The organism is Labrys sp. 22185, assembly GCF_052045555.1.
Taxonomy (GTDB): Bacteria; Pseudomonadota; Alphaproteobacteria; order Rhizobiales; family Labraceae; genus Labrys; species Labrys neptuniae.
The window spans coordinates 40,789-67,184 of the sequence record NZ_JBQEPH010000015.1; the positions used below are offsets into that span (position 1 = coordinate 40,789).

Consider the following 26,396-nt stretch of genomic DNA (forward strand, 5'->3'; position numbering starts at 1 on the left):
GGAAGTCCGCGCTCCAAAGCCCCCTTGACCTTCCAATGACTGGAAGGTTTACCTATCTAGGCAATGACCTGGAAAGGGATTGCCCCATGTCTCCAACTTTGAGTTCTCCAACTTTGAGCCCCGCAACTTTCGACATCGCCATCGAGGGCATGACCTGCGCGTCCTGCGTTCGCCGCGTGGAGAAGGCCATCGCCGCGACGCCCGGCGTCGTGCAGGCCGCCGTCAATCTCGCCACCGAGCGGGCCCAGGTCGCCTTCGAAGGGCCGGTCAATTTGCCGCCCGTGCTGGCCGCCATCGCCAAGGCGGGTTATGGCGCCCATGTCATCGAGGAAGACCATGCGGAAGATCCCGAGCGCACGGCCCGCAAGGCCGAGATCGCCACGCTCCGCCGGGATCTCGCGCTTGCCGCCCTGCTGACCATACCGGTCTTTCTGGTCGAGATGGGCGGACATTTGATACCCGCTCTCCACCATGCCGTTCAGATGAATCTGGGCCGCTGGAACTGGTATGCCCAATTCGTGCTGATCAGCCTCGTCCTGTTCGGCCCGGGACTGCGCTTCTTCGTCAAGGGCATTCCCGCCCTGCTGCGCGGGGCTCCGGACATGAACGCGCTGGTCTCCCTCGGCGCCGGCGCCGCCTGGCTGTTCTCGGTGGTTGCGACCTTCCTGCCCGCGGCCCTGCCGGAGGGAACGGCCTATGTCTATTTTGAGGCCGCCGGCGTGATCGTCACGCTGATCCTGCTCGGCCGCTATCTCGAGGCACGCGCCAAGGGAGAGACCAGCGAAGCGATCCGCAAACTGGCTGGCCTGCAGGCCAAGACGGCCCTGCGGCTGCGCGATGGCTCGGAGACCGAAGTACCGATCGCCGAGCTCCGGCCGGGGGACATCATCCGGGTTCGCCCCGGCGAAAAGATCGCCGTCGACGGTGAGATCGTCGAAGGCTCCTCCTTCGTGGACGAGTCGATGATCTCCGGCGAGGCGATACCGGTTACCAAGGGTGTCGGTGCCGAGGTCATCGGCGGGACCATCAACAAAACAGGCAGCTTCTCTTTTCGGGCGACCAATGTGGGCTCGCAGACCCTCCTCGCCCAGATCATCCGCATGGTCGAGGCAGCCCAAGGCGCCAAGCTGCCGATCCAGGCGCTGGTCGACAAGGTCACGGCCTGGTTCGTGCCCGCCGTCATCGCCATCGCGACGTTGACCTTCATCGCCTGGCTGCTGTTCGGCCCGAGCCCCGCCCTTACCTTCGCTCTCGTCAATGCGGTTGCCGTGCTGATCATCGCCTGCCCCTGTGCCATGGGCCTGGCTACCCCCACCTCGATCATGGTGGCGACGGGCCGCGCGGCCGAACTCGGCGTGCTGTTCCGGCGTGGCGACGCCCTGCAGAGCCTGCGCGACGTCGAGATCGTCGCCTTCGACAAGACAGGCACCCTCACCCAGGGTGAGCCAGCGGTCACCGACATCGAGACCGCCCCCGGCTTTTCGGAAAATGAGGTTCTCGCTTTGCTGGCCTCGGTGGAGGCGCGTTCGGAGCATCCGCTGGCTACCGCCATCGTCAAGGCCGCCCGCGAGCGCAGCCTCGACATCCCCCCGGCCGCCGCTTTCGAGGCGATCCCGGGGCGCGGCGCTTCTGCCGTCGTCGATGGCCGGAAGGTCGCGATCGGCTCGGCCCGCTGGATGGTGGAGCAGGGCATCGATGCCGGAGCGCTCGCCGCCCGCGCGGAGGTCCTCGGCGAACAGGCCAAGACCCCGCTTTTCGCTGCCGTCGACGGCAGGATCGCCGCCGTCATCGCCGTCGCCGATCCAATCAAGCCCACCGCCAAGGCCGCCGTCGCAGCCCTCAAGGCGCTCGGCCTCGAGGTCGCCATGGTGACGGGTGATACCCGCCGGACGGCGCAAGCGATTGCGGCAAGGCTCGGGATCGAGACCGTCGAGGCCGAAATCCTGCCCGACGGCAAGGCCCAGATCGTGCAGCGGCTTGCGGCAAGAGTTGGCAAGATCGCCTTTGTCGGCGACGGCATCAACGATGCGCCCGCCCTCGCCACTGCCGATGTCGGTATCGCCATCGGCACGGGTACGGACGTCGCCATAGAGAGCGCGGCCGTGGTGCTGATGGCGGGCGATCCCAACGGCGTCGTCCGGGCCATCGGCCTGTCGCGGGCGACCATGCGCAATATCGGCCAGAACCTGTTCTGGGCCTTCGCCTACAACATTGCGCTGATCCCCGTTGCCGCCGGCGCCCTCTATGCCATCAACGGCACCTTGCTCTCGCCGATGCTGGCCGCCGGCGCCATGGCGCTCTCCAGTGTCTTCGTGGTGACCAACGCCCTCAGGCTCAAGGGCTACCAGCCCACAGCTTCAACCATGTCGACGATGGGCGCGCAGGTCTTGAATTCGTCTAATTGATTCAAGGTAATATCGAAGAAAGCTCATCACGATTCGAGAATCGTGATGAGCTCTTCGCAGTGAGGACGAACAGGAAGAACCGTCATGAATATCGGTGAAGCATCCGCCGCCTCCGGCGTTTCGGCCAAGATGATCCGCTACTACGAATCCATCGGACTGATGCCGAGCGCGGCCCGCACCGAAGCGGGTTATCGCGTCTATGCCGACAGCGACATCCACACGCTGCGCTTCATCCGGCGCAGTCGCGATCTCGGCTTTTCCGTCGAGCAGATGGAAACCCTGCTCGCCTTGTGGAGCGATCGCAGCCGGGCGAGTGCCGACGTCAAGAGCATCGCTGCGGCCCATATCACCGAACTCGAACGCAAGGCGCGCGAGATCGAGGGGATGGCCAAGACCTTGCGTCACCTCGTCAACAATTGCCATGGCGACAACAGGCCCAACTGTCCGATCCTGGAGGATCTCTCCCATGGCGAGGAAGCCGCGCCCCCCAAGCCCAAGCCGAAACGTCGCCAAGCGTGATGATGCCGACGAGATGAGCTAGAGGCTGTTATGGACCATGGAAAGGGTTTTGACGTGAGCGATTTTGCTTGAGGAGAAGGCGTTCGAGGACGCAAACCTTACGGTTTGCTACGAAGAAGGACGTACTCGTCGAGCAAAAGCGCCACGCCCTTTCGGGGTGAGGTGAAGACTGGCCATCTGCAGCGTCGCTTCGCTTGCCAAGACACAAGTCTTGGCAGCGCTTGCTCCTCCCATCTCGCCAGTATTGACCTCATCAAAACCCTATCCATGGTCCATAACAGCCTCTAGCCTCCCACGATGTCTGTCCGACCGATTCTGCGCTTTCCCGATCCATGCTTGCGCCAGGCGGCAAATCCTGTGACCGAATTCGGGCCCGGGCTTGCCGCCCTAGTCCAGGATCTGCTTGACACCATGCGCGCCGCGCCCGGCATCGGCATTACTGCACCGCATCTGGGCATTCTCGAAAGACTGACGGTGATCGAGCTGCCGGATGAGAAACGAGTGCGGGTCTATGTCAATCCAGCCATCGTCTGGTCTTCGCAGGATAAGCGAGAGCACGTCGAAGGCAGCGTCTCCATGCCTGGAGTGACCGAAACGGTCGAACGCCCGGCGCGCGTGCGCGTGACCTTCCAGACACTCGAAGGAACGCAGGAAACGGAAGAAGCCGATGGCCTGCTCGCCGTCTGCCTGCAACACGAAATCGACCAACTCGACGGCATCTTCTGGATCCAGCGTCTGTCGCGCCTGAAACGCGAGCGGGTCATCAAACGTTTTCAAAAGCGATCCTGACGCCGCCCCCCCTGCCGACGACAAAATCTCGCCAGGGCTGTCGGCCCGGCAGGATGTCGAACGTCCTTGGGAGATCGAAGCAGGAGGAAGCTGAAATGACCTATGTCGACGGTTTCGTTGTCGCCGTGCCCAAGCAAAACCTCGAGGCCTATGAGGAAATGGCCCGTCTCGGCGGCCAGGTCTGGATGGAACATGGCGCACTCAGCTATGTCGAATGCGTCGCCGACGATGTGCCTTATGGCGAGGTGACGTCCTTTCCGCGCGCTGTCCAGGCCAAGGAGGACGAGATAGTCATCTTCTCCTGGGTGACCTATCGCTCGCGCGAGGAGCGTGACGCCGTCATGGCCAAGGTGATGGCCGATCCCCGGCTGGAGGGCAGCATGGCAAACGCGCCCTTCGACGGCAAACGCATGATCTTTGGCGGTTTCACCAGCCTGATCGAGATGTAGGGCGCCGAAATCGCGCTGATGACCCGACTATCCGGGAGCCGGCCAAAGGGACTGGATTGCCGGGTCAAGCCCGGCAACGACAAAGCTCGTGCAAATTCGAAAGCGCCTTCAGCATCGTTTTTGCCGAAAACCGGCGTCCACTTTTCGGCGCGATGCTCTAGGCCAACTGCATTGGCACTCAGGCCAGGGCTGCGGCGTAGTTGTCGGGCTTGAAGCCGACGAGCAGCTTGCCGTTGCCGAGATCGAGGACGGGCCGCTTGATCATGGTCGGCTCGGCCAGCATGAGGTCGATCGCCTTGGCCCGGTCGATGCCCTGCTTGTCGCCCTCGGGCAAGGCGCGGAAGGTCGTGCTGGTCTTGTTCAGCAGGACTTCCCAGCCGACCTTGTCCGCCCAGGCATCGAGATGCGCGCGATCGATGCCCTCGGCCCGATAATCGTGGAAGGCATAGGCCTTGCCATGGGTCTCGAGCCAGGTACGCGCCTTCTTCATGGTATCGCAGGTCTTGATGCCGTAGATCGTCACACTCATGTCAGGTCCTGATTCCCGGGCTAACTGAAGCCCTCTTTTCCGTCGAGAAATAGAGCAGGGCAAGCACCGGCAGGGCAAAACCGAGCCAGGACGTCGCCGTCCAGCCGCCATGGGCATAGACCCAGCCGCCCAGGGCCGAGCCGAGGGCGCCGCCTGCGAAGAAGGTCGCCATATAGACACCATTGAGGCGACTGCGATATTCCGCCCCGAGATTGTAGAGCAGACGCTGGCCGAGCACGACATTGGCCGAGACGCCGAAATCGAGCGCAATCGCGGCGAACACCAAAAGGCCGAGCGACAGGCCGGATCCCGGCTCGGCGAGATGGGTGAGCAGGAAGCTGACGGCGCCGAGCGTCATGGCGAAGGCCGAGGCCGGACGGACCCAGCCGCGGTCGGCGACACGTCCGGCGATCGGGGCCGCCACCGCGCCTGCCGCCCCGGCCAGGGCGAACAGCGCAATGCCCGATTGCGTCATGCCGAAGGCTGGGCTTGCCAGCAGCAACGGGGTACAGGTCCAGAACACGCTGAAGGCACCGAACATGCAGGCCTGATAGAGGGCCCGCCGGCGCAGGATCGGCATGGTGCGCATCATGGTCGCCATCGAGAGCAGCAGCCGGCCATAGGTCGGGCCCGGCGGCGGCTGGCGCTTGGGCAGGGCGCGGGCCAGCACCACGCCCAACACCAGCATGGCAAGGATGGAGACGAGGAACACCACGTGCCAGGAGCTGAAATAGGTGATCAGGCTCGATACCGGGCGGGCCAGCATGATGCCGACCATCAGCCCGCTCATCACATTGCCGACCACCCTGCCCCGCCGCGCTTCCGGTGCCAGATGCGCGGCAAAGGGCACGAGAATCTGCACGGCCACGGAACCGAGCCCGATCAGCAAGGCCGAGACCAGGAACTGCAGGCTGCTGCGGGCCAGCATGGCCCCCGCCAGAGCGATGACGGCCAGTCCCATCACCCAGAGGATGAGCTTGCGATTTTCGATGAGATCGCCGAGCGGCACCAGGAACAGCAGGCCGGCGCCGTAGCCGATCTGGGTCATCGTCACGATCAGCCCGGCCGCGCCGGGCGTCATGCCGAGTTCAGCGCTGATCAGGCCGACCAGCGGCTGAGCATAATAGATATTCGCGGCGATGAGACCACAGGCCGCTGCGATCAGCAGGGTAATCCAGCCGGAGGCCACGGGCTCATGCGTGGCCTCGCCCGTCGTTGCAATGCGGGACATCCAATCTCACAAAAGAAAGGGCATGCAGCTACCCCGGCGGGGGAAGGCGTCATGCGGAGCTGAAAGGAATTCAGCTCCTCTTTTGTCATGGGTGATGCCGCCTTGGCCAGCCCTTGTCCGACGAAAACCCCGCGTATCAGGCCAATCTGATGCGCTCCCCGCTTGCCGGGTCGAACAGGCGCAGATCGCCGGGAGCGATGGCCAGCTTCACGACCTCGCCTGCCTTCAAGGCAGGACGCTCGGTGGTGAACAGCTTCAGCCCCTGTCCGCCGATTTCCAGATGGGCCACCGTGCCGAGACCTGTGGGCTCGACCAGATCGACGCGGGCCGGCACATTGCCTTCCGAGGAGAGTGTTGCGCGCTCCGGACGAATGCCAACCACGACCTTCTCGGGCAAGCGCTGGCTCGCCAGGACGGCAAGCACCGTATCGCCGACTCGCAGGGTCGTACCACCCTCTCCCGGCTGTGCCTGCGCGTCGAGAAAGTTCATCGCGGGCGAGCCGATGAAGCCGGCCACGAACATATTGGCGGGATCGTCATAGAGTTCGAGCGGCGCGCCGACCTGCTGGATCACGCCCCCGTTCATGGCGACGATGCGATCGGCCATGGTCATCGCCTCGATCTGGTCATGGGTGACATAGACCGAGGTCGCCCCGAGATCCCGGTGCAGCTTGCGGATCTCGAACCGCATCTGCTCGCGCAGGCGGGCATCGAGATTGGACAGGGGCTCGTCGAACAGGAAGGCCTTGGGATTGCGCACGATGGCGCGGCCCATGGCGACGCGCTGGCGTTGCCCGCCCGACAATTGGCGCGGCTTGCGGTCCTGCAGGGCCTCCAGGCCGAGTTTGGCACCGGCCTTGGTTACCGCGCTCGAGATGAAATCGGCGGCTTTCTTCCGCAGCTTGAGGGCATAGCTCATATTGTCCCGCACGCTCATATGCGGATAGAGCGCGTAGGACTGGAACACCATGGCGATGTCGCGATCCCTAGGCGGCAGGTCGTTCACCGTGGCGCCGTCGATCAGGATCTGCCCCTGGCTGGTGTCCTCCAGCCCGGCGATGAGGCGCAGCAGGGTCGACTTGCCGCAGCCAGAGGGGCCGACCAGCACCACGAATTCGCCCGACGCGATGGAGAGGTCGATACCCTTCAGGATGGGCAGCGCGCCGTAATTTTTGCGGACGGCTTTCACTTCGATATTGGCCATCGGAATAATCCTTTCAGCCCTTCACGGCGCCGGCCGTGAGGCCCTGGACCAGGTAGCGCTGGATCAGGAAGAAGAAGATGCAGACGGGGATGAGCGCGAGCACGCCGGCCGCCATCATCTGCCCGAAATCCACCGCGAACTTCGAGACGAAGTTGAGCAGCCCCACCGGGAAGGTGATGACGCTGTCCTTGGTGTTGAGCATCAGCGCGAAGAGCAGCTCGCTCCAGGCTGCGGTGAAGACGAAACCGAGGGTGGCGGCGATGCCCGGCATGGTCAGCGGCAGGATGATCTGGCGCAGCGCCCCGAAGCGTGTGGCGCCGTCGATCATCGCCGCCTCCTCCAGATCCTTCGGAATGCCGTCGAAGAAGGACTGCATCAGGAAGGCTGCGAACGGCACGTTATAGGCGGTATAGATGATGATCAGGCCGGTCAGGCTGTTGTTGAGCCCGAGCGGCTGGAACAGCTTGAAGATCGGCGCGATGATCATTACCAGCGGGAACATCTGGGTGATCAGCATCAACCCGACCAGCCAGAATTTGCCGCGGTAGACGAAGCGCGAGAAGCTGTAGCCGGCGCCGGCCGCCAGCAGCGTGGTGAACAGCGCGGTAAAACCCGAGATGATCACGCTGTTGCGGAAGAACAGCGGGAAATCGGTATGGCTGATCACCGAGACATAGTGATCGAAGCCGAAGCGCGACGGCCACAACTTCACGCCTTCGCTATAGAGCAGATCATTGGGCGTGACCGAGACCTTGAACACCCAGTAGAGCGGGAACAGGGCAAAGGCCAGGAACAGGGCGATCAGGGCGTAGTGCATGACCCAATAGGCCGAACGACGGGTGGAACGGCGCATGGTCAGGCCCTCCGGATCAGCATCTGCCGCAACGCGATCAGCGTGGCGGCATAGGCGAGCAGCAGCACCAGCAGCACCATCGAGATCGCCGAGGCATAGCCGAAATCGAGGCGCATATAGGCCTGCGTATAGATGTAGCTGGCGATGATCTGGGTCGAGTCGGCCGGGCCTCCGCGAGTCATCACCACGATGAGGTCGGCGGAATTGGCGATCCAGACCGCGCGCAGCAGCACGGTGATGGCGATCGTCGGCGCCAGGAACGGCACCGTGATCGAGGTAAAGCGCTTGAGCGCCCCGGCACCGTCGATCTCGGCCGCCTCATAGATGTCCTGCGGGATCGATTGCAGGGCAGCGAGCAGCGTGATGGCGAAGAACGGAAAGCCCCACCAGACATTGGCGACGATCGGCCCCCAGATGGCATGGGTCGGGCTGGAGAGAATGTTGTCGGGCGCCGCCATCAGGCCGAGGCCGGAGAGCCAGTGCGGCACCGGACCGACGATGGGATTGAACATCCAGGCCCAGTTGAGGCCGGAGAGAAAGCTCGGTACGGCCCAGGGCAGGAACACCAGCGCCTGCACCACGCCGCGTCCCGGGAAGGGCCGGTTGAGCAGGAGGGCCAGGATCAGGCCGAGAATGAACTGCAGGGCGACCGAGACCACCGTCCACAGCACGGTATTGGAAAGTGCATTCCAGAAATTGGCATCGCCCCACATGGTGCTGAAATGCTCGAGCCCGACATAGCCGCCGCCGAAGGGCTTCAGGAGCTGGATGTCGCGAAAGGCGTAGGACATGCCGATGGCCAGGGGTACCAGCATGATCGCCACGATCAGGATGACCGAAGGCGCGGCATAGAGCCAGGGTTCGAACGCCAGCCAGGCGCTTCGGCCGCGCCGCCTGGTCGGGATGGAAAGTTCTGCCAAAGCCATTCGGTATCCGATCGGGAATGGGCTGGGGACATCACGTCATCCCGCACGCATCGCGGCACGCAGTGATGCGATGCAGATGCGGGATCGCGTCGAAATTGCGCAGAATGGTCGTGCGGTCCCGGATCTGCGAAGCGGCACCACGCGCCGCATCGCGTCCGGGATGACGCAGTTGTGGCGCCCGACTACTTCTTCTTCGCCAGGAACTTCTGCTGGGCCTTGGTCAGATAGTCGGCCCATTGCCCGGCGAGCTGTTCGGGGGTGAGCTGGCCCAGCAGGGCCTGCTGCGTCGTCTTCACCGCGATGGAGTCGGCGAAGAACGCGAACTCCTCCAGATAGGTCGGCATCACCAGCGGCGAGACATTGGAGTCGCCGAGTTCGGCGAACCAGCCCTTGAACTTGGGGTCTGCATAGAAGGGATCGTTCGCGGCGGATTTGTAAATCGGCAGTGCGCCCGTCTTCTTGTTCCAGGCGATATTGCCTTCCGGACCGTCGAGGGCAGCGATCAGCTTCCAGGCCAGTTCTTTGTTCTCGGAATTGGCGAACATCGACCAGGAGGCATAGCCGATGGTCGGGAAGGTCTTGCCAGCCGGCCCCTTCGGCATGGGGGCGATGTCGTAATCGTCCTTGTTCATCTTGTCGGCCACGGCGATCAGGGCATCGGGATCCTGGTCGAGCATGGCGCAGGTGCCGGAATAGAAGCCGGTGACGATCTCGTTGAAGCCCCAGTTCACGCTGTCCTTGGGCGCATAGCCATTCTTGTAGAGATCGACCAGCACGGTGACGCCCTTGATCCAGCCGGGATCGGCCATGGTCGAGGTGCCGTCAGGCTTGAAGAAGGTGCCGTCTCCGGCCATGTTGGCGCCCATCATCATCCAGCCATTGAGGCCGCCGGGCCCGCCACGCAGGCAATAACCGAACTTGCCGGGAAGGGCGGAAACCTTCTTGGCCGCCTCGACGAACTCGTCCATCGTCTTGGGTGGACCGTCGACACCTGCTTCCTTGAACAGCTTCTTGTTGTAGAACATCGCCCGCAGATAGAAGCCATAGGGCAGCGCATAGGCGGTGTTGTTGACATAGCGCCCCATCTCGAGCGCGCGGTCGTTCAGCTCCTTGGTGTGCTCCCACTTGGCGAGATAGGGCTCGAGATTTTCGAGCATGCCGTTGTTGGCATAGAGCGACTGCCAGCGATCGGGCATCTCGACCACATCAGGCGTATCGCCGGCCGAGACCATGGTGGCGAACTTCTCGAAGGCCTGGCCCCAGGGCAGCGAGGTGATCTCCACCTTGACGCCCGGATTGGCGTCCTCGAACTTCTTGACGATCTCCTTGAGCGTCTGGGTGCGCTCAGGACTGGTGATGACTTCCGTCAGCTTGAGCGTGGTGTCGGCTAAAGCCGGCAAGGCCAGCGCCAACGAGGCCGTCGCGGCCAGCAGCAGTTTCTTGAACATTGAGATTCCCCTCTCTTGTTATTTGCACCCTACGTCCCAACCAGCGCCCGAACGCTCGTCCGGTGGACGGCGTCCGCACGCCGGCTATCTCTTGGCAGCGGTCAGCGCCTGCGTGATATCGGCCCATAGCGCGTCCACGCCTTCCAGGCCGACATGGAGGCGCACGATGCGCTCCGAAACCCCGAAATCCAGCGCCGAATTGGGGCCGGCATTCTGTCCGCGCGTGACCAGAGCCGGCACCACCAGACTCTCGTGGCCGCCCCAGCTCACCCCGATCTTGAACAGCTTGAGGGCGTTGCAGAAGACGGGAATGTCGATGCTGCCATCGAATTCGAAAGAGAACAGGCCGGAAGTGCCGCTGAGCCCGGGCGGCAGGCTGTTGCCGAGGCCCGGATGGTACACGGCGACCACTTCGGGTCGTTCGCCGAGCTTGCGCGCCACGGCGAGCCCCGCCGCCTCATGCGCCTTCATGCGCGTCGGCAAAGTGCGCAGCCCCCTGAGCAGCAGCCAAGCTTCGAACGGCGCCAGTTTCGCACCGAGATAGGGCGTGATGGTGCGGCGGATGACGTCGACGAGTTCCTTGCGGCCCGCCACCACGCCGGCAACCACGTCCGAATGGCCGCCGATATATTTGGAAGCCGAATGCACCACGAGGTCGACGCCGAGGCGCACCGGTTGCTGGAACACCGGTGAGGCCCAGCTGTTGTCGAGGATGGTGATGACGCCATGCCGGCGCGCCAAGGCCGTGAGCGCGGGAATGTCCTGCGTTTCCATCATCCAGCTGTTCGGGCTCTCCATGTAGAAGAGCTTGGCGCCCGGCAGTGCCGCTGCCACCGCGTCGGCATCACGACCGTCGACGTAGACGGTCTCGACCTTCCAGCGTTTCAGCAGCGTCTCGAACAGGCGATAGGCGTCGGGATAGACGTGGCGTACGCAGACGATGCGATCGCCGGGCTCGACGAAAGCCAGCACGCTGGAGGAGATCGCGCCCATTCCGCTGGCAAAGCCGATGGCATCCTCGGTGCGTTCGAGTTCGGCAATCTTCTCTTCGAACAGGCGCGTGGTCGGATTGCCGACGCGCGAATAGACCGGGCGGACCTGTTCGCCGCGATAGGTCGCAGCCATATCCTCGAAGCTCGAGAAGGTGAACAGCGACGTCTGCACGATCGGCGGCACCACGGCCTCGAAGGCGTGGGCATCGTCATGGGCGACGACGAGGCTGGCATAGTCGAGATCATCCGATGCCTGCGTCATCCGGTGGTCGGTCATTTGGACATGTCCTTGATGTCTTCTTCGACAATTTCGAGAATGGCGAGTGTCTTTTCCCGCGCCGTCTGCGGATCGCGCCGGACGATGGCGTCGAAGAGCTCGCGGTGGAAACGGAAGGAACGGCGGGCGAAATCCGGGCGGTCGAAAGGCTCATCGAAGAAGCTTTCGAAAGCCTCCCGCATCCTCTCCAGAAGTTGGCCGAACAGCGGATTGTGGCTGGCGTCATAGATGGCGAGATGGAAGGCGAGGTCCTCAGGGCCGGAGGTCCCCTTTTCCAGATGCACCGCCTCCATGATGTCGAGCTTGGCCTCGATGACGGCGATGTCCTCGGGCGTCGCCCGGAGGGCCGCGAGCGCGCTCACCTCGGTTTCGAGCCCGCGCCGCACCTCCAGTGTCTGCAGCAGGCGGTCACGCAGCAAGGCGGCATCGATCACCAGCGGCATGTGGATGGCGTCGGCCGAGAATGCCCGCTTGAGATAGGTGCCGCTGCCCTTGCGGGATTCCACCACGCCCAGGGCCTGCAGCTTGCGGATGACCTCCCGCACCGTGGAACGGCCGACCGCGAGGGTCTGCATCAGCTGCCGCTCGGTCGGCAGGCGTTCGCCCGGCTTGATGCCGGAGGTGGCGATGAAGGTACCGATCGCACGCATCACGTCATCCGCCCGGTCGGCGGATGGCAACGGAGCAAGTCCCTGGAGCGACGGCGTGCCCAACGATGGTTTCCGGATGATGAATTAGAATTGGTCTGACATCTGACTATTTTTCGAAACACGGCTCGCTGTCAAGAAAGAAGTCAGACCAATTTTGGAGGGTCGATCTCCTCAGTTCCATCGAGTGATGGAGCGGGATCGACCAACTGGCTGGCACTGCGCCTCGAAGAGGGTCGATCCGAATATCGACCCTCCAAAACACACTCCGCAATTGCATTCCGACCCATCTTGGCGCAAAGACACGCGTTTCATGAGGCAGACGGAAAGAAAGCGGACATGGCGGTGATCGAAGCAGCCCAAGAGACGGCGGAGGGCAAGACGGCCCCGACGGTCTCCTATGTCTCGCTGGGTTGCCCCAAGGCCCTGGTCGATTCCGAGCGCATCCTCACCCAGTTGAGGGCCGAGGGCTACGGTATCACCCGCAACCACAAGGGCGCCGACCTCGTCATCGTCAACACCTGCGGCTTCCTCGATTCAGCCAAGGCGGAGTCCCTCGGCGCCATCGGCGATGCCATGGCCGAGAATGGCAAGGTGATCGTCACCGGCTGCATGGGGGCCGAACCCGATCCGATTCTGGAAAAATTCCCGAACGTCTTCGCCGTCACCGGCCCGCAGCAATATGAGACAGTGGTCGAAGCGGTGCACAAGGCTGCACCGCCGGCCCATGACCCTTTCACCGACCTGGTGCCGCCACAGGGTCTCAAGCTCACGCCGCGCCACTATGCTTACTTAAAGATTTCAGAAGGTTGCAACAATCGCTGCAGCTTCTGCATCATCCCCAAGCTGCGCGGCGACCTCGTCTCCCGCCCGGCCGCCGACGTGATGCGCGAGGCCGAAAAGCTGGTGAAGGCGGGCGTCAAGGAATTGCTGGTGATCAGCCAGGACACCTCGGCCTATGGCGTCGATATCCGCTATGCCGAGAGCCCCTGGCAGGGCGAGCCCCTGAAGGCGAAATTCTACGATCTCTCCAAGGCTCTCGGTGAGCTCGGGGTCTGGGTGCGCATGCACTATGTCTACCCCTACCCGCATGTCGACGACGTCATCCCGCTGATGGCGGAACGCAAGATCCTGCCTTACCTCGACATCCCTTTCCAGCATGCCTCCCCGACGGTGCTGAAGGCGATGCGCCGTCCCGGCAACCAGGAGAAGGTGCTGGAACGCATCCATAGATGGCGCGAGATCTGCCCCGACATCACCCTGCGCTCGACCTTCATCGTCGGCTTCCCGGGCGAGACCGACGAGGATTTCGAGCTCCTGCTCGACTGGCTGCGTGAAGCCCAGCTCGATCGCGTCGGCTGCTTCGAATATGAGCCCGTGGCCGGCGCCACCGCCAATGACCTCGGCCTGATGCCGGTGCCGGACGAGGTGAAGAAGCAGCGCCATCGCCGCTTCATGGAAACCCAGCAGCAGATCTCGATCCGCAAGCTGAAGAACAAGGTGGGCAAGCGTCTGTCCGTCATCATCGACGAGACAGGACCGACCGTCGCCAGGGGACGCTCCATGGCCGATGCGCCGGAGATCGACGGTGCGGTCTATGTCGCCAGCCGCCGACCGCTGCGCGTGGGCGACATCGTCACCGTGAAGATCGAGCGCTCGGATGCCTACGACCTGCACGGCATCGCGGTCTGAGAACTGACGGTCCGCACGCCGCGCCCCAACCGACCGGACACCACGGATTTGGCGACGCTGCTCGCCGGGGGCCCTGCATGCCCCTGGGTCGATCCGCGACAGCTGAGGTCGCGCTCTCTTGCATCCACCGGATCGGTCTCATCCCGGCGTTTTCTGCGGCATGGGACGCCTGGGTTTTAGTCGCAATCCCAAGAGGGAAACTTATATCCAACGCTCAATCAGGCCACGATGACGCGTAACGCCGTCCCAAGGCCAAGATTTTCTCATACCAAATCCAACTATTCATCGTTTGGCACCGACCGGATTTGCTCCTATCCGGAGCCCAGCGGGCAGATGATCGACGGCGCAGGCAAGCGCCGACGATCCGGGCCTCTTCCGGGACAACAATCCGAAAATGGAGTTGGGAATGAATTCGTCGTTGTCGCACAGGCGGTTTGTCGCCGCGTCCATATTTGCAACGTCCATGCTCGTCGCTGCGTCGGCATGGGCTCAGACATCCTCCGAGCAGGAACGCCTCCAACATGTCGTCGATGGCACGATCAAGCCTCTGATGGAACGCAATGCCATTCCCGGCATGGCCGTCGCCGTCATCGCCGATGGCAAGCAATTCGTCTTCAATTATGGGCTTGCCTCGAAGGAAAGCGGACAGAAGGTCACGGATTCAACGCTCTTCGAGATGGGCTCGATCAGCAAGACCTTCACCGCCACCCTCGCGGCCTATGGCGTGGCTCGCGGCGCCTTTTCGCTCTCCGACAAGGCGGGACAGAGATTGCCGGCCCTTGCCGGCAGCAGCCTCGAAAATGTCAGCCTGCTCGACCTTGCCACCTACACGGCCGGCGGTCTGCCCCTGCAGTTTCCGGACGAGATCACCGACGATGCCGAGATGATCGCCTATTACAAGGCATGGCGTCCGGCCTTCCCGCCCGGCTCTCACAGGCTCTATTCCAATCCGAGCATCGGCCTGTTCGGCTATCTCGCCGCCCAGGCCATGGGCAAGCCCTTCGACGATCTCATGCAGACGGATTTGCTGCCCTTGCTTGGCCTCTCCAATACCTATGTCCGGGTGCCGCAGGAGCGGATGGCCGACTATGCCTGGGGCATTGCCAAGGACGGCAGGCCTATCCGGGTGTCGCCAGGCCCCATGGATTCGGAGGCCTATGGCATCAAGACGACGGCGACCGATCTCATCCGCTTCGTCGAGGCCAATATCAACGGATCCCGGCTCGATGAAACGCTCCAGCGCGCCATCGCCACCACCCATGCCGGCTACTACAAGGTAGGCGTCATGCAGCAGGGCCTGGGATGGGAAATGTACAGCTATCCAACCACGCTGGAGCGCCTGCTCGCCGGAAACTCGGCCAAGATGGCCTTCGAACCGCATGAGGCACACAAGCTCGTGCCACCGCAGCCGCCTCGGCGCGACATGCTGTTCAACAAAACCGGTTCCACCAACGGTTTCGGCGGCTATGTCGCCTATGTGCCGGCCAGGGGCATCGGCATCGCGATCCTGGCCAACAAGAACTATCCCATCCCGGATCGAGTCAAGGCGGCCTGGCAGATCTTCAGCGCGCTCGACGGCCAGGAAAAGCCGGCGCCCAAGCCCTGAGACGTATCCGTCATTCCTGCGACAACTCGACAGCGCCCTGCACCTCCACGGTGCAGGGCTTTTTTCATGCCGTTTGCCCCTGCCGAAACCGGGGCGCCGTCCGCCGTGGGCCGACATCCATCTTGACACCCCTGGATACCGTTAATACCATAACTATGCCTAATATAACATAATAATGAAATACCACATCCAGACAACGGGGAGTACAGCACTATGGAAGACTTCGCCGAAACCAGACGGAATCTGGTCAAGGGCGGCCTGCTCGGCGGCCTGGCCCTGGCAAGCGTCGTAGGCTCCGCCCGGCAGGCAGCAGCGCAGGCCTCGTCCGACAGCCTGCTCCGCACCATACTCGATCGCGGCCACCTGATCGTCGGCACCGGCTCGACCAATGCCCCCTGGCATTTCGAAGATGAGAAGGGCGAACTCACCGGCATGGACATCGCCATGGCGAAGATCCTCGCCAAGGGCCTGTTCGACGACGCCAGCAAGATCGAGTTCGTGCGGCAGGACGCGGCCCAGCGCGTTCCCAACATCAACACCGGCAAGGTCGACGTCGTCATCCAGTTCATGACGATTTCGCCCGCCCGGGCCCAGCTCGTCGCCTATTCGCGCCCCTATTATGTCGAAGGCGTCGCCTTGCTGACGCGGCCCGACAGAGACAAGAAGACCTTCGACGACCTTCTGAAGGCCGGATCCTCCGCGCGCATTTCCATCCTGCAGAACGTCGATGCCGAGGAGACGGTCAAGAAGGTGCTGCCCGAGGCGACGGTGATGCAGCTCGACAGCCAGCCCAACGTGGTGCTCGCCCTGGATTCCAAGCGCGTGGACGCCGCTGCCGTCGATCTTTCCAATGTCTGGTGGCTCGCCAAACGCCATCCCGACAAATATTTCGACGCCGGCAAATCCTGGAACGCCATGCTATATGGCGCCGCGGTACGCCAGGGCGATCCGGACTGGCTGCATTTCGTCAACACGACCTTCGGCGTGGCGATCCATGGCCACCAGAACGAGATCTATGATGCGGCGCTGCGAGACTATTTCGGCCTGACGCCGCCGGCCCGCAAACCCGGCCTGCCGACCTTCTAGGCTCCGGCTCGTCCCGCAAATCCTCGACAGCATCGCCGGTGCACCTTGGTGCAGGTCCTGCCGGCGATGCCAGGGCTCCGTCGCGCACGATGGCTGGATCTCCGGCATGATGAACTATCATTTCAACTTCGCCATCGTCTGGCGCTATTCGGCCAAGCTCTTCGAAGGGCTGCTGCTGAGCATCGAGCTCGCGGCCGCGACCATCGCGATCGGCATGCTGATCGGGCTGCTGCTCGCACTGGTCCAGATCGACGGGCCGCGCTGGGCCCGTCCCCTGATCCGGGGCTATGTCGAATTCGTCCGCAACGTGCCGCTGCTGCTGCTGGTCTATCTGGTGTTTTACGGCATTCCCAGCGCCATCGACCTGCAATATGGGGCGACGACTTCCTTCGTCGCCACGCTCGCCGTCTATTCGGGTGCCTATCTCGTCGAGGTGCTACGGGCAGGCCTGGAAGCCGTACCGAAAGGGTTGATCGAGGCGGGCAAGAGTATCGGCCTGACGCCCTTCGGCGTGCTCTGGCATATTCGCCTGCCGACGGCGCTGCGCATCGCCCTGCCTTCGCTGTCGAACACCTATGTCTCGCTGTTCAAGGACACCTCGATCGCTTCCGCCATCGCCGTGCCCGAGCTCGCCTATGGCATGCGCTGGATCGAGACGCAGACCTTCCGCACCGTCGAAGTCTATCTGCTCGCAACGCCGATCTATCTGGTGACCAGCTACGCCATCCTGCTGCTGCTGAGGCTGGCCGAGCGGCGCTATGCCATCAGCCGGTGACGCCATGTCCATGATCTTCGAAACGCTTCCCTTCCTGCTCGGCGGCCTGTGGACCACACTCTTCGTCTCCATGGCCGTGGTCGTGATTTCACTGCTGATCGGCATCCCGCTCGGCTGTGCGCTGGTCTTCGGGCCCGCCTGGGCACGGCTGCCGATCCGGCTCTATGCCGATTTCGTCCGCGGCGTGCCGATCCTGGTCCTGCTCTATTTCATCTATTACGGCCTGCCGGCGCTACGCATCAATCTGCCCAGTCTGCTGGCCGCGATCGTGGCCCTCACCGCCTTCAAATCGGCCCAGATCGTCGAGATCACACGCGGTGCCTTCCAGGCCGTTCCGAAGGGGCAGACCGAGGCCGCCCAGTCGATCGGGCTCGGTCTTTTCGATCGCTTCGTCTATGTTCTTGCGCCCCAAGCCGTCAGGCGCTTCCTGCCGCCCTTCATCAACAGCGTGGTCGATACGGTGAAGGGTTCCTCGCTCGTGTCCCTGCTCGGCATCGTCGACCTCCTGCTCTCGCTTCAGCAGGTGATCGGCCGCACACATGTCGCCCTGCCCCTCTATGTGCTCGGCGCCTTGATGTATTTCGCCATCAACTTCCCGCTCTCCGCCCTGAGCCGCCGGCTCGAAAAGCGCTTCGTCTGATCGGAAGAACCGCCATGTCCAACGCCGCCCCCCAGCCGGTGATCGAGATTGCCAATCTCACCAAGTCCTTCGGAGCCCTGCAGGTCCTGAAAGGCGTCGACCTGTCGGTCGAGAAGGGCCAGGTCATTGCCATCATCGGCCCGTCCGGCAGCGGCAAGACCACCCTGCTGCGCTGCATCAACTTCCTGGAGGAATATGACGGGGGTTCCGTCCGCATCGACGGGGTCGAGGTCGGCTTCAGCGAGGCGAACGGCAAGCGCCGGCGGCGCACCGAACGCGAACTCGCACATATTCGCGTCGACGCCGCCATGGTTTTCCAGCAGTTCAACCTGTTTCCGCATCTGACGGCGGCCCAGAACATCATGCTGGGCCTGATCAAGTCGCGCGGCAAGAGCAAGGCCGAAGCCCGGAGCATTGCCGAGAGATGGCTGGCCCGCGTCGGGCTGTCGGCGAAGATCGATGCGATGCCGGGACAGCTATCGGGCGGCCAGCAGCAGCGCGTCGGCATTGCCCGGGCGGTAGCGATGGAACCCAAGGTGCTGCTGCTCGACGAGATCACCTCCGCCCTAGATCCCGAGCTCGTCGGCGAAGTCCTCGGCGTCGTGCGCGAGTTGGCGGCTGAGGGCCGCACCATGATCCTGGTGACCCATGAAATGGCCTTCGCGCGTGAAGTGGCCGACCGCGTTGTGTTTACAGACCAGGGCAAGATCATGATCGATGCACCGCCCGCGCTGGTGTTCGGCGAACAGCCCAACGAGCGACTGCGCGCCTTCCTCGCGCGCTTCGCCGGCCTGCAATTGCCGACCCCTACTCCCGCGCGCTGATGACGGCGCCGGCACTGGCGATCATCACCAGCGCGATACCGCCGACCTGCTGCAGGCTGAGCGGTTCATTGAGGACGAGATAGCCGGCCAGTGCGCCGATGCCGGGCTCCGCGCTCATCAAGATCCCGAAGGTGGCCGAGGACAGGCGCCGCAGCGCCATCATTTCGAGAGCATAGGGCAGAAGCGGTGTCAGCACGGCTAGGCCTATCGTCTGCGCGGCAAGGCCGCCGGGAAGCGCGAAGCCGGTTTCGTACAGGCCGAAAGGTGTCGATATCAACGCGGCCGCCGCGAAGGAGATCGCCAGCCCCTCCAGCCCCTTGAAGACCTTGCCGATGCGCTTGCTGAGAAGGATGTAGGCGGCCCAGCCGGTTCCCGCTGCAATCGCGAACAGGAAACCGAGCATATCGACGCTCCAGCCAGCCTGGTTTCGCACCAGCAGGAGCACGCCGGCAAAGGCCAGCACCAGCCAGATCAGGCGCCAGCTGCGGGCAAAGCCGAGAGCCGCGACACCCAGCGGCCCCAGGAACTCGATGGCAACCACCAGCCCCAGCGGCACGCGGGTGATCGCCACGAAGAAAAAGAGCGTCATCATGGCGATGGTCGCTCCCAGCGCCAGGGCAGCCAGGATCTCGCGGCGGTGATAGCGGCGGATGTCGGGGCGGACGATGGCGCCCAGGATGATCGCGGCCCAGGCCAGCCGGCCCCAGGTGGTGGCGAAGGGGCCATATTCGGCCATGGTAGGGTGAGCCAGGGCTGCGCCGAGCTGCACCGAAACCATCGAACATGTAAGCATGAGCAGGGCCAGGCCCGTCTGCGACGTCGATGGGGCGGCCCCTGCTGCCGCGTTGCTTGAATTGTCCTGCAAAGTCCCCTCCCAGGGCTGTGCTTCTACACCATCGAAACGGCAAAACAGAGAGTGGCTGGACGATGATTGCAGGCCTTACCAAAAGCCGGCCGATCCATGTCCACAACCCTTCAGCCCTTCTCGCCCATATCGTCGAGCTTCGGAAAGATGGCATCATTCTATTTGGGCATGAGACCGGCATATATAGCCGATGTAAGGCAAAGAAATCCGAATCTCTAATTTTGAAAGGGCATTTTGGCCTTTTCATATGACCCGGCAGTACCCCTCAATTCTTCGCCGACTCCTGCAGGGGGTCGAACTTCTCGATAAAATCGATCAGGGCCATCACGGCCAGTCCCATGTCGCGAATGGAGGTGAATTCTGCAGGATTGTGGCTGATGCCGCCGCGGCAGCGTACGAACAGCATGCCGATCGGACAGAGGGCAGCCAGCGACTGGGCGTCATGCCCCGCTCCCGACGGCAAATGAATTGCCTTGCCGCCCTGGGCAGCGATCGCTGCCGCAAATCCGGCCTGAAGCGCGGGATCGCAGGGCTCCGCCTTGGCCTCATAGGTCTGCTCGATCCAGGTCGAAACGCCGCGTCGTTCGGCGATGGCGAGGAACTCCGCGCGCAAGGCGCTCATCGCTTCCACACGCCTGGCATCGCTCTGGGAGCGCAGATCGACCGTAAATACGATACGGGCCGGAATGACATTGGAGGCACCGGGCGACAGGCTCAGCTTGCCGATGGTGCCGACCATGAAATCATCGGCATGGCTTGCGACAAGGCGTTCGAGCGCAAGCGCCATTTCGGCGCAAGCCGAAAAGGCGTCCCGCCGCAGCGCCATCGGGACCGTACCGGCATGGCCGGCTTCGCCCACGACCGTCACCGAATAGCGTATCTGGCTGGCGATCGCCGTCACGACACCGAGCCCCTCGCCGGCCTCCTCCAACACCGGGCCCTGCTCGATATGAACCTCGACATAGGCCGCCGCCTCGCCGGGCTCATAAGCGGCCGAGGGAATGGCGTCCGGATCCTTGCCATAGAGCCGCAGGGCATCCGCCAGCTTGACGCCGTCGCTGGATTCGATCTGCAGGACTGCCGGATCGAAGCGCCCTGCCACGGCCTCGGAGCCGAGCAACGTCGTCGCGAAGCGAGAGCTCTCCTCGTCGCCGAAGGCGAGGACGTCGATGCCGAAGGGCATGGCGCCATGCTTGCGGACCATCTCGCGGGTTGCCAGGATACCGGCGATGACGCCGAATGTACCATCATAGGCGCCGGCATCGATCACCGTGTCGATATGCGAGCCGATCAGCAGCCGCTGCACGGCATTGCGCGTTCCCGATGACGGCGCCAGCCGGCCCCGAACCGTGCCGAGCGCATCCTCGCTGACCTCCAGTCCCGTTTCCGTCATCCAGCGAGCCACGAGGTCCGCCGCTTGCCGGTGCTCGGGAGTGAGGTAGAGACGCGTCAGGCGCCCATCCTCGGCACTGATCATCGCCAGGGTACGGATCATGCCTTCGGCCTCGCGGCCCAACGCCATCGCCCGTTCGATCATCGCATCGGCTCCCCTGTCTGCCGGAGGTTCAGGAGATAGGGGATGGCATCGAGCCTGGCACGGTCAAACGGCATGGGATGGGTCGGCCTCGTCAGCAGGGCATTCCGATAGGTCAGCTTGTGACTAACAGAAAAAGCCGCTCGGGTCCCACTGCGGTTCGCCGATGCAGGAACCGCTCAGATTTTTCATAGCCAGGCTCGCCCCGGCTATCCAGAAGCCGCCCCGACAACCGGCCGGGAAGCTGGATTGCCGGGTCAAGCCCGGCAATGACAAAGGTCATGCAAACTCGAAGACGCTTGAGTGAACCGCATTGCGCTCCGGGTTCCCTTTTTGGGCGCGGGGACCGGACAGGTCGTGGATCAATGCGCGCGCAAGCGTCGATGCCTGCGCACGCAATGGCCAATCAGTTCGGGAACTTGTCGTCGATGCCCTTGACGTACCAGTTCATGCCGAGGATCTGCGAGGCATCGAGCTTGTCGCCCCCCTTGCATTCCACCGTCTCGCCCTGCTGGTTCACCACCGGGCAAGTAAAGGGATGGATCTTGCCGGATTTGAGCCCAGCTTCGGTTTCTTCTGCCAGCTTCTTCACATCGTCGGGCATGTTGGTGTAGGGCGCCATCTTGACCATGCCCTTGTCGAGGCCTTCCCAGGTGTCTTCCGACTTCCAGGTCCCGTCCAGCACCGCCTTGGTGCGCTCGATGTAATAGTCGTCCCAGTGATTGATGATGGCGGTGAGCTGGGTCTTCGGGCCGAAGGCGATCATGTCCGAGTCCTGGCCGAAGGAATTGATGCCCTTCTCGGCCGCGGCCTGGGTGGCGGCGGGGCTGTCGGTATGGGTCGCCAGGATGTCGGCGCCCTGCGCGATCAATGCCTTGGAAGCATCCGCTTCCTTGCCGGGATCATACCAGCTCGAGGTCCAGACGATCTTGATCTTCATGTCCGGACGTACGGACTGGGCGCCGCGCATGAAGGAATTGATACCCGAGATCACTTCGGGAATCGGGAACGGCGCGACATAGCCGACGATGCCGCTCTTGGACATTTTGCCGGCGATCACGCCCTCCACATAACGCCCTTCATAGAAGCGCCCGGCATAGGTCGAGACATTCTCGGCCCGCTTGAAGCCGGTGGCGTGCTCGAACTTTACATCCGGAAAGTTCTTGGCGGCCTTGATGGTGGGGTCCATATAGCCGAAAGAGGTGGTGAAGATCAGCTTGTGGCCGGAGTCGGCGAGGTTCTCGATGGCGCGCTGGGCATCCGGCCCTTCCTGGACGCTCTCGACATAAGTGGTCTCGACCTTGTCGCCGAGGGCCTTCACCAGCGCCTTGCGCCCGACATCGTGCTGGTAGGACCAGCCGAAATCACCAACCGGGCCGACATAGATGAAGCCCACCTTGAGCTTCTCCTCGGCGCTGGCCGAGGTCGCCCCGGCACCGGCCATGAGGCCGCAAACGGCCAGGGCTGCCAATATCGTTTTTTTCATCGAGTTTCCCCTCATGGCGGGCCATACGGATCGAAACGCCGGGCCATGGCCCATGCCCGGCGGAAGTGGAAATCAGCGATCGGGCACGAAAGCGGTGCCCAGCGAACCCGGCGCCACGCCGCGCCGCCCCTTGCCGGCCGAGATCATCACCAGCACGATCACCGTCGCAAGATAGGGCAAGCCCGTCCAGAATTGCGGCGGCCAGACCAGCCAGTGCGGCAGCGAGCCGCCCAGCGCCTGCATGTGCAGATTGCCGATCCAGATCGCCCCGAAGAAATAGGCGCCCAGTAGCAGCCGCCAGGGGCGCCAGGACGCGAACACCACCAGCGCCAGGGCGATCCAGCCGCGGCCGGCCGTCATGCCCGTCCCCCAGAAAGGCGTGTCGGCCAAAGAGAGATAGGCGCCGCCCAGGCCGGCACAGGCCCCGCCGAACAGCACCGCCCCGAACCGGATGAGCCGGACGGGATAGCCCAGCGCATGGGCCGAGACGTGGTTCTCGCCGACGGCCCGCAGGATCAGGCCGCCGCGGCTGCGATAGAGGAACCACCAGACGGCGGCGACCAGCGCGATCGACAGGTAGACCAGGGCGTCCTGGCCGAACACGACAGGCCCGATCACCGGGATGTCGCTCAGGCCGGGTATGTCGAGCGAGGGGATCTTGGCGCGGTTGAGCCCGACGAAGCCGGTACCGAGGAGATCGGAGAGGCCCAGGCCGAGAATGGTCAAAGCGAGGCCCGAGGCGACCTGGTTGGCGGCGAGCCCCAGGGTCATGAAGGCGAAGAGCGCCGCAAAGACCATGCCGGCGATGATCGCCGCAAGGAAGCCGAGCGGGGCGCTGCCGGTCATGTAGGCAATGGCAAAGCCCGAGACCGTGCCCATGATCATCATGCCCTCGACCCCGAGATTGAGCACGCCGGAGCGCTCCACCACCAGTTCGCCGATGCCGGCGAGCACGAAGGGGGTCGAGGAGGTGATGATGGTGAGGATGATCGCTTCGGTGAGATTCATCAGGCCACCTTGACTGCGCCGCGCACGAAACGGATGCGGTAGAGGATGAGCGTGTCGCAGGCGAGCACGTAGAACAGCAGCAGGCCCTGGATCACGCTGGTGATGCCGATCGGTACCTTGAGTGCGATCTGGGCCGCCTCGCCGCCGAGATAGGACAGTGCCAGCAACAGGCCTGACAACAGGATGCCCACCGGATTGAGCCGGCCAAGAAAGGCGACGATGATGGCGCTAAAGCCGTAGCCGCTGGCGAAGGGAAGCTGCAGGAGGCCCATCGTCCCATCGGCCACGCTGATGCCGGCAAGGCCGGCAAGGCCGCCCGACACCGCAAAGACGAACAAAGTCATGCGCTTGGGCGAGAAGCCGGCGAACAGGGCGGCGCGCGGCGCCTGGCCGAGCAGGCGGATCTCGAAGCCCTTGAGGCCGCGCCACAACAGCAGGGCGGCAGCCGCCACCACCACCAGCGCGAAGATGGAATCGAGATGGATCGGGCTGCGCCGGAACAGCGCCGGCAGCGTATTGTCGAAATTGGCCGTGAGCGGGAAGTTCAGCCCAGCCGGGTCGCGCCAGGGACCGCGCACGCAATAATCGAGAATCTTGTCCGCAATATAGACCAGCATCAGGCTGGTCAGGATCTCGTTGGTGTTGAAGCGCGTCTTCAGCACCGCCGGGATCAGGGCCCACAGCGCACCACCGGCGATGCCGCCGACGAGGATGAGCGGCACCGCATAGAAGGGCGTCTGGCCCTGGAACAGCAGGGCGATGCCGCCGCCCACCGTGGCGCCAATGATGTACTGGCCTTCGGCGCCGATGTTCCAGTTGTTGGAGATGTAGCAGAGCGACAGGCCGACGGCGATCATCACCAGGGGCGTCGCGCGCACCACGAGTTCCTGAGCGGTGCGCAGGCCGGTCAGCGGCTTGATGAAATAGACATAGAGCGCCTCGCCGGGTGCCTTGCCATAGAGCGCGAAGATGATGGCCGCCGAAACCACCGTGAGCAGGATGGCAATGAGAGGCGAGACCAAGGCCATGCTTATGGAGCGCTCGGCCCGCTTTTCGAGTTCAATCCGCATGATCGGCGCCCCCCATCAGTAACCCGATCCTCTCCAGACTCATGGCCGATACGGGCTCCGGTGCGGACAGCCGGCCGTGATGCATCACCGCGATATGATCGGCCACCTCGAAGATCTCGTCGAGGTCCTGGCTGATCACCACCACCGCCGCACCGCGCCGCGACAGATCGATCAGGGCCTGTCGGATCAACGCGGCCGCACCGGCATCCACGCCCCAGGTCGGCTGGTTCACCACCAGCACGCCGGGTTCGCGCAGCATCTCGCGGCCGACCACGAATTTCTGCAGATTGCCGCCGGAGAGCGAGCCGGCCTCGGGATCCGGCTTGCCCTTGCGCACGTCGAACGTGCCGGAGATCCTGGTTGCCTCGGCCGAGGCCTTGCGCATGTCGACCATGCCGTAGGACACCAGCCCACTGGCGGCATGGCCGGTCAGCAGCGCATTCTGGGAGAGGGTCATGCGTGGCGCCGCCGCATGGCCGAGCCGTTCTTCCGGCACGAAGGCGGCGCGCAAGCGCCGGCGTTCGGTGACGCCGAGCGCACCGACGGGCTTGCCGTCGACAGCCACCGCCTCGGGGGCCACCGTCCTCTCGCCGGAGATGGCCGCGAAGAGTTCGCTCTGGCCATTGCCTGCCACACCGGCAATGGCGAGTATCTCGCCGCCCCGGGCATTCAGCGTAATCTCCTTCAGCGTCGTGCCATGCAGGTCCTCGGCCTGAAGATTCAGCCCCTTCAGCGCCAGGCGCACGGGGCCGTTACGGTTGGCCAGGCGGCCATGCTCGACCATGGCGACGTCGGCGCCCACCATCATGCGTGCCAGGCTGGCGGCGGTTTCCCTGCGCGGGTCGCAAGTCGCCACCAATTTGCCATGGCGCAGCACGGTCGCCGTCTGGCACAGGCGCTTCACCTCCTCCAGCCGGTGGGAAATGTAGAGCACCGCCCTCCCCTCGCCGGTGATGCGTTCGAGGGTGAGAAAGAGCTGGTCGGCCTCCTGCGGCGTCAGCACCGAGGTCGGCTCGTCGAGAATGAGCAGCTTGGGGTTCTGCATCAGGCAGCGTACGATCTCGATGCGCTGCCGCTCCCCCACCGAAAGCGTATGCACCGGCCGGCGCGGTTCGAGCGGCAGGCCATAGGCCGCCGATACCGCCGCGATGCCTTCCTCGACATCCCGCAATTTCGTGCCCGGGGGCTGGGCCAGGGCAACATTCTCGGCGACGCTGAGATTGTCGAACAGCGAGAAATGCTGAAACACCATGCCGATGCCCACGGCGCGAGCCGCCGCCGGGCGCGGCAACTGGATCGGCTGTCCCTGCCAGAAGAGCTGCCCCTCGTTGGGCTGGAGCAGGCCATAGAGAATCTTGACGAAGGTCGACTTGCCGGCACCGTTCTCGCCCAGCAAAGCATGAATCTCATGCGGCATGATCTTCAGATCGATGCCGTCATTCGCTCTCAGCGCGCCGAAGATCTTGACGATACCCCTCGCTTCGATCAGGGGCGTGTGAGCGTCTGCCATTGCTGCCACATTCATGGACGTGCCCAATTCA

At 63.6% G+C, this 26,396-nt stretch carries 23 protein-coding genes and 1 pseudogene; 10 read left to right on the top strand and 14 right to left on the bottom strand.

Annotated elements, in window-relative coordinates; all coding sequences use genetic code 11:
- Positions 1-131: 131 nt before the first annotated feature.
- The 4 genes and pseudogenes from ACTJKX_RS24540 to ACTJKX_RS24555 form a co-directional block, all read left to right on the top strand.
- Positions 132-2,405, top strand: a pseudogene (locus ACTJKX_RS24540) (heavy metal translocating P-type ATPase); the annotation flags it as partial.
- Between the two features lie 84 nt (positions 2,406-2,489).
- The gene (gene cueR / locus ACTJKX_RS24545; RefSeq protein ID WP_311934922.1) at positions 2,490-2,924 is read left to right on the top strand and encodes a Cu(I)-responsive transcriptional regulator; all 435 of its coding nucleotides are present in this window, start codon (positions 2,490-2,492) and stop codon (positions 2,922-2,924) included.
- A gap of 297 nt (positions 2,925-3,221) precedes the next feature.
- Positions 3,222-3,713, top strand: a complete 492-nt coding sequence (locus ACTJKX_RS24550) for a peptide deformylase (RefSeq protein ID WP_394308529.1) — start codon at positions 3,222-3,224, stop codon at positions 3,711-3,713.
- Positions 3,714-3,808: 95 nt separating this feature from the next.
- Positions 3,809-4,162, top strand: a complete 354-nt coding sequence (locus ACTJKX_RS24555; RefSeq protein ID WP_394308528.1) for a DUF1428 domain-containing protein — start codon at positions 3,809-3,811, stop codon at positions 4,160-4,162.
- 178 nt (positions 4,163-4,340) lie between these two features.
- Here ACTJKX_RS24555 and ACTJKX_RS24560 read toward each other — a convergent pair whose 3' ends face one another.
- From ACTJKX_RS24560 to ACTJKX_RS24595, 8 genes are all read right to left on the bottom strand, one after another.
- Complete coding sequence (locus ACTJKX_RS24560) at positions 4,341-4,691, bottom strand: ArsC family reductase (RefSeq protein WP_311934928.1); 351 nt, start codon at positions 4,689-4,691, stop codon at positions 4,341-4,343.
- A gap of 1 nt (position 4,692) precedes the next feature.
- Entirely contained in the window at positions 4,693-5,922 is a 1,230-nt protein-coding gene (locus tag ACTJKX_RS24565) for an MFS transporter (protein ID WP_440726840.1), read from the bottom strand.
- A gap of 136 nt (positions 5,923-6,058) precedes the next feature.
- Complete coding sequence (locus ACTJKX_RS24570; protein WP_440726841.1) at positions 6,059-7,126, bottom strand: ABC transporter ATP-binding protein; 1,068 nt, start codon at positions 7,124-7,126, stop codon at positions 6,059-6,061.
- Positions 7,127-7,139: 13 nt separating this feature from the next.
- Positions 7,140-7,979: a carbohydrate ABC transporter permease gene (locus ACTJKX_RS24575; protein ID WP_311934934.1), complete on the bottom strand. Its 840-nt coding sequence runs from the start codon at positions 7,977-7,979 to the stop codon at positions 7,140-7,142.
- Between the two features lie 2 nt (positions 7,980-7,981).
- Positions 7,982-8,905: a carbohydrate ABC transporter permease gene (locus ACTJKX_RS24580; RefSeq protein WP_311934936.1), complete on the bottom strand. Its 924-nt coding sequence runs from the start codon at positions 8,903-8,905 to the stop codon at positions 7,982-7,984.
- 182 nt (positions 8,906-9,087) lie between these two features.
- Positions 9,088-10,353 carry an ABC transporter substrate-binding protein gene (locus ACTJKX_RS24585; RefSeq protein WP_440726842.1) on the bottom strand — a complete coding sequence of 422 codons (1,266 nt, stop codon included), beginning with the start codon at positions 10,351-10,353 and terminating at the stop codon, positions 9,088-9,090.
- Positions 10,354-10,437: 84 nt separating this feature from the next.
- Complete coding sequence (locus ACTJKX_RS24590; RefSeq protein ID WP_394309440.1) at positions 10,438-11,607, bottom strand: PLP-dependent transferase; 1,170 nt, start codon at positions 11,605-11,607, stop codon at positions 10,438-10,440.
- 11 nt (positions 11,608-11,618) lie between these two features.
- On the bottom strand, positions 11,619-12,272 hold the full coding sequence (locus ACTJKX_RS24595) for a FadR/GntR family transcriptional regulator (RefSeq protein ID WP_311934938.1): 654 nt from the start codon (positions 12,270-12,272) through the stop codon (positions 11,619-11,621).
- A 336-nt stretch (positions 12,273-12,608) separates the two neighbouring features.
- On the opposite strand from ACTJKX_RS24595, the gene rimO reads away from it, so the two are divergent.
- The 6 genes from rimO (at position 12,609) to ACTJKX_RS24625 (ending at position 18,892) form a co-directional block, all read left to right on the top strand.
- Positions 12,609-13,961, top strand: a complete 1,353-nt coding sequence (gene rimO, locus ACTJKX_RS24600) for a 30S ribosomal protein S12 methylthiotransferase RimO (RefSeq protein WP_440726843.1) — start codon at positions 12,609-12,611, stop codon at positions 13,959-13,961.
- Positions 13,962-14,424: 463 nt separating this feature from the next.
- Positions 14,425-15,567: a class C beta-lactamase gene (gene ampC, locus ACTJKX_RS24605; RefSeq protein ID WP_440726844.1), complete on the top strand. Its 1,143-nt coding sequence runs from the start codon at positions 14,425-14,427 to the stop codon at positions 15,565-15,567.
- A gap of 213 nt (positions 15,568-15,780) precedes the next feature.
- Positions 15,781-16,653 (top strand): transporter substrate-binding domain-containing protein, encoded by an 873-nt coding sequence (locus ACTJKX_RS24610; protein WP_440726845.1) that lies wholly within the window; start codon positions 15,781-15,783, stop codon positions 16,651-16,653.
- Positions 16,654-16,759: 106 nt separating this feature from the next.
- Entirely contained in the window at positions 16,760-17,428 is a 669-nt protein-coding gene (locus ACTJKX_RS24615; RefSeq protein WP_394308520.1) for an amino acid ABC transporter permease, read from the top strand.
- Between the two features lie 4 nt (positions 17,429-17,432).
- A complete protein-coding gene (locus ACTJKX_RS24620; RefSeq protein ID WP_394308518.1) occupies positions 17,433-18,068 on the top strand; it encodes an amino acid ABC transporter permease in 636 nt (211 codons plus the stop codon).
- A 14-nt stretch (positions 18,069-18,082) separates the two neighbouring features.
- The gene (locus ACTJKX_RS24625) at positions 18,083-18,892 is read left to right on the top strand and encodes an amino acid ABC transporter ATP-binding protein (RefSeq protein ID WP_440726846.1); all 810 of its coding nucleotides are present in this window, start codon (positions 18,083-18,085) and stop codon (positions 18,890-18,892) included.
- On the opposite strand, the gene ACTJKX_RS24630 is transcribed toward ACTJKX_RS24625, so the two are convergent.
- The 6 genes from ACTJKX_RS24630 to ACTJKX_RS24655 all read right to left on the bottom strand — a co-directional run bounded on the left by ACTJKX_RS24630 (position 18,876) and on the right by ACTJKX_RS24655 (position 26,365).
- Positions 18,876-19,685, bottom strand: coding sequence for an EamA family transporter (locus ACTJKX_RS24630; protein ID WP_440726847.1), 810 nt, complete (start codon positions 19,683-19,685; stop codon positions 18,876-18,878). The genes ACTJKX_RS24625 and ACTJKX_RS24630 overlap by 17 nt on opposite strands.
- A 337-nt stretch (positions 19,686-20,022) precedes the next feature.
- The gene (locus tag ACTJKX_RS24635) at positions 20,023-21,294 is read right to left on the bottom strand and encodes a M20 family metallo-hydrolase (protein WP_440726848.1); all 1,272 of its coding nucleotides are present in this window, start codon (positions 21,292-21,294) and stop codon (positions 20,023-20,025) included.
- 403 nt (positions 21,295-21,697) lie between these two features.
- The gene (locus ACTJKX_RS24640) at positions 21,698-22,777 is read right to left on the bottom strand and encodes a BMP family ABC transporter substrate-binding protein (protein ID WP_311934958.1); all 1,080 of its coding nucleotides are present in this window, start codon (positions 22,775-22,777) and stop codon (positions 21,698-21,700) included.
- Between the two features lie 72 nt (positions 22,778-22,849).
- Positions 22,850-23,785, bottom strand: coding sequence for an ABC transporter permease (locus ACTJKX_RS24645; protein ID WP_394308515.1), 936 nt, complete (start codon positions 23,783-23,785; stop codon positions 22,850-22,852).
- A complete protein-coding gene (locus tag ACTJKX_RS24650) occupies positions 23,785-24,855 on the bottom strand; it encodes an ABC transporter permease (protein ID WP_440726849.1) in 1,071 nt (356 codons plus the stop codon). Before ACTJKX_RS24650 ends, ACTJKX_RS24645 begins: the two co-directional genes overlap by 1 nt.
- Positions 24,845-26,365, bottom strand: coding sequence for an ABC transporter ATP-binding protein (locus ACTJKX_RS24655; protein ID WP_440726850.1), 1,521 nt, complete (start codon positions 26,363-26,365; stop codon positions 24,845-24,847). The genes ACTJKX_RS24650 and ACTJKX_RS24655 overlap by 11 nt, the downstream gene beginning before the upstream one ends.
- Between the last annotated feature and the right edge of the window lie 31 nt (positions 26,366-26,396).

Bases quoted from the DNA above. Each gene is read 5' to 3' on its own strand.
- cueR (WP_311934922.1), top strand. From the start codon at position 2,490: ATGAATATCGGTGAAGCATCCGCCGCCTCCGGCGTTTCGGCCAAGATG.
- ACTJKX_RS24550 (WP_394308529.1), top strand. From the start codon at position 3,222: ATGTCTGTCCGACCGATTCTGCGCTTTCCCGATCCATGCTTGCGCCAG.
- ACTJKX_RS24555 (WP_394308528.1), top strand. From the start codon at position 3,809: ATGACCTATGTCGACGGTTTCGTTGTCGCCGTGCCCAAGCAAAACCTC.
- ACTJKX_RS24560 (WP_311934928.1), bottom strand. From the start codon at position 4,691: ATGAGTGTGACGATCTACGGCATCAAGACCTGCGATACCATGAAGAAG.
- ACTJKX_RS24565 (WP_440726840.1), bottom strand. From the start codon at position 5,922: ATGTCCCGCATTGCAACGACGGGCGAGGCCACGCATGAGCCCGTGGCC.
- ACTJKX_RS24570 (WP_440726841.1), bottom strand. From the start codon at position 7,126: ATGGCCAATATCGAAGTGAAAGCCGTCCGCAAAAATTACGGCGCGCTG.
- ACTJKX_RS24575 (WP_311934934.1), bottom strand. From the start codon at position 7,979: ATGCGCCGTTCCACCCGTCGTTCGGCCTATTGGGTCATGCACTACGCC.
- ACTJKX_RS24580 (WP_311934936.1), bottom strand. From the start codon at position 8,905: ATGGCTTTGGCAGAACTTTCCATCCCGACCAGGCGGCGCGGCCGAAGC.
- ACTJKX_RS24585 (WP_440726842.1), bottom strand. From the start codon at position 10,353: ATGTTCAAGAAACTGCTGCTGGCCGCGACGGCCTCGTTGGCGCTGGCC.
- ACTJKX_RS24590 (WP_394309440.1), bottom strand. From the start codon at position 11,607: ATGACGCAGGCATCGGATGATCTCGACTATGCCAGCCTCGTCGTCGCC.
- ACTJKX_RS24595 (WP_311934938.1), bottom strand. From the start codon at position 12,272: ATGCGTGCGATCGGTACCTTCATCGCCACCTCCGGCATCAAGCCGGGC.
- rimO (WP_440726843.1), top strand. From the start codon at position 12,609: ATGGCGGTGATCGAAGCAGCCCAAGAGACGGCGGAGGGCAAGACGGCC.
- ampC (WP_440726844.1), top strand. From the start codon at position 14,425: ATGCTCGTCGCTGCGTCGGCATGGGCTCAGACATCCTCCGAGCAGGAA.
- ACTJKX_RS24610 (WP_440726845.1), top strand. From the start codon at position 15,781: ATGGAAGACTTCGCCGAAACCAGACGGAATCTGGTCAAGGGCGGCCTG.
- ACTJKX_RS24615 (WP_394308520.1), top strand. From the start codon at position 16,760: ATGATGAACTATCATTTCAACTTCGCCATCGTCTGGCGCTATTCGGCC.
- ACTJKX_RS24620 (WP_394308518.1), top strand. From the start codon at position 17,433: ATGTCCATGATCTTCGAAACGCTTCCCTTCCTGCTCGGCGGCCTGTGG.
- ACTJKX_RS24625 (WP_440726846.1), top strand. From the start codon at position 18,083: ATGTCCAACGCCGCCCCCCAGCCGGTGATCGAGATTGCCAATCTCACC.
- ACTJKX_RS24630 (WP_440726847.1), bottom strand. From the start codon at position 19,685: ATGCTTACATGTTCGATGGTTTCGGTGCAGCTCGGCGCAGCCCTGGCT.
- ACTJKX_RS24635 (WP_440726848.1), bottom strand. From the start codon at position 21,294: ATGATCGAACGGGCGATGGCGTTGGGCCGCGAGGCCGAAGGCATGATC.
- ACTJKX_RS24640 (WP_311934958.1), bottom strand. From the start codon at position 22,777: ATGAAAAAAACGATATTGGCAGCCCTGGCCGTTTGCGGCCTCATGGCC.
- ACTJKX_RS24645 (WP_394308515.1), bottom strand. From the start codon at position 23,785: ATGAATCTCACCGAAGCGATCATCCTCACCATCATCACCTCCTCGACC.
- ACTJKX_RS24650 (WP_440726849.1), bottom strand. From the start codon at position 24,855: ATGCGGATTGAACTCGAAAAGCGGGCCGAGCGCTCCATAAGCATGGCC.
- ACTJKX_RS24655 (WP_440726850.1), bottom strand. From the start codon at position 26,365: ATGGCAGACGCTCACACGCCCCTGATCGAAGCGAGGGGTATCGTCAAG.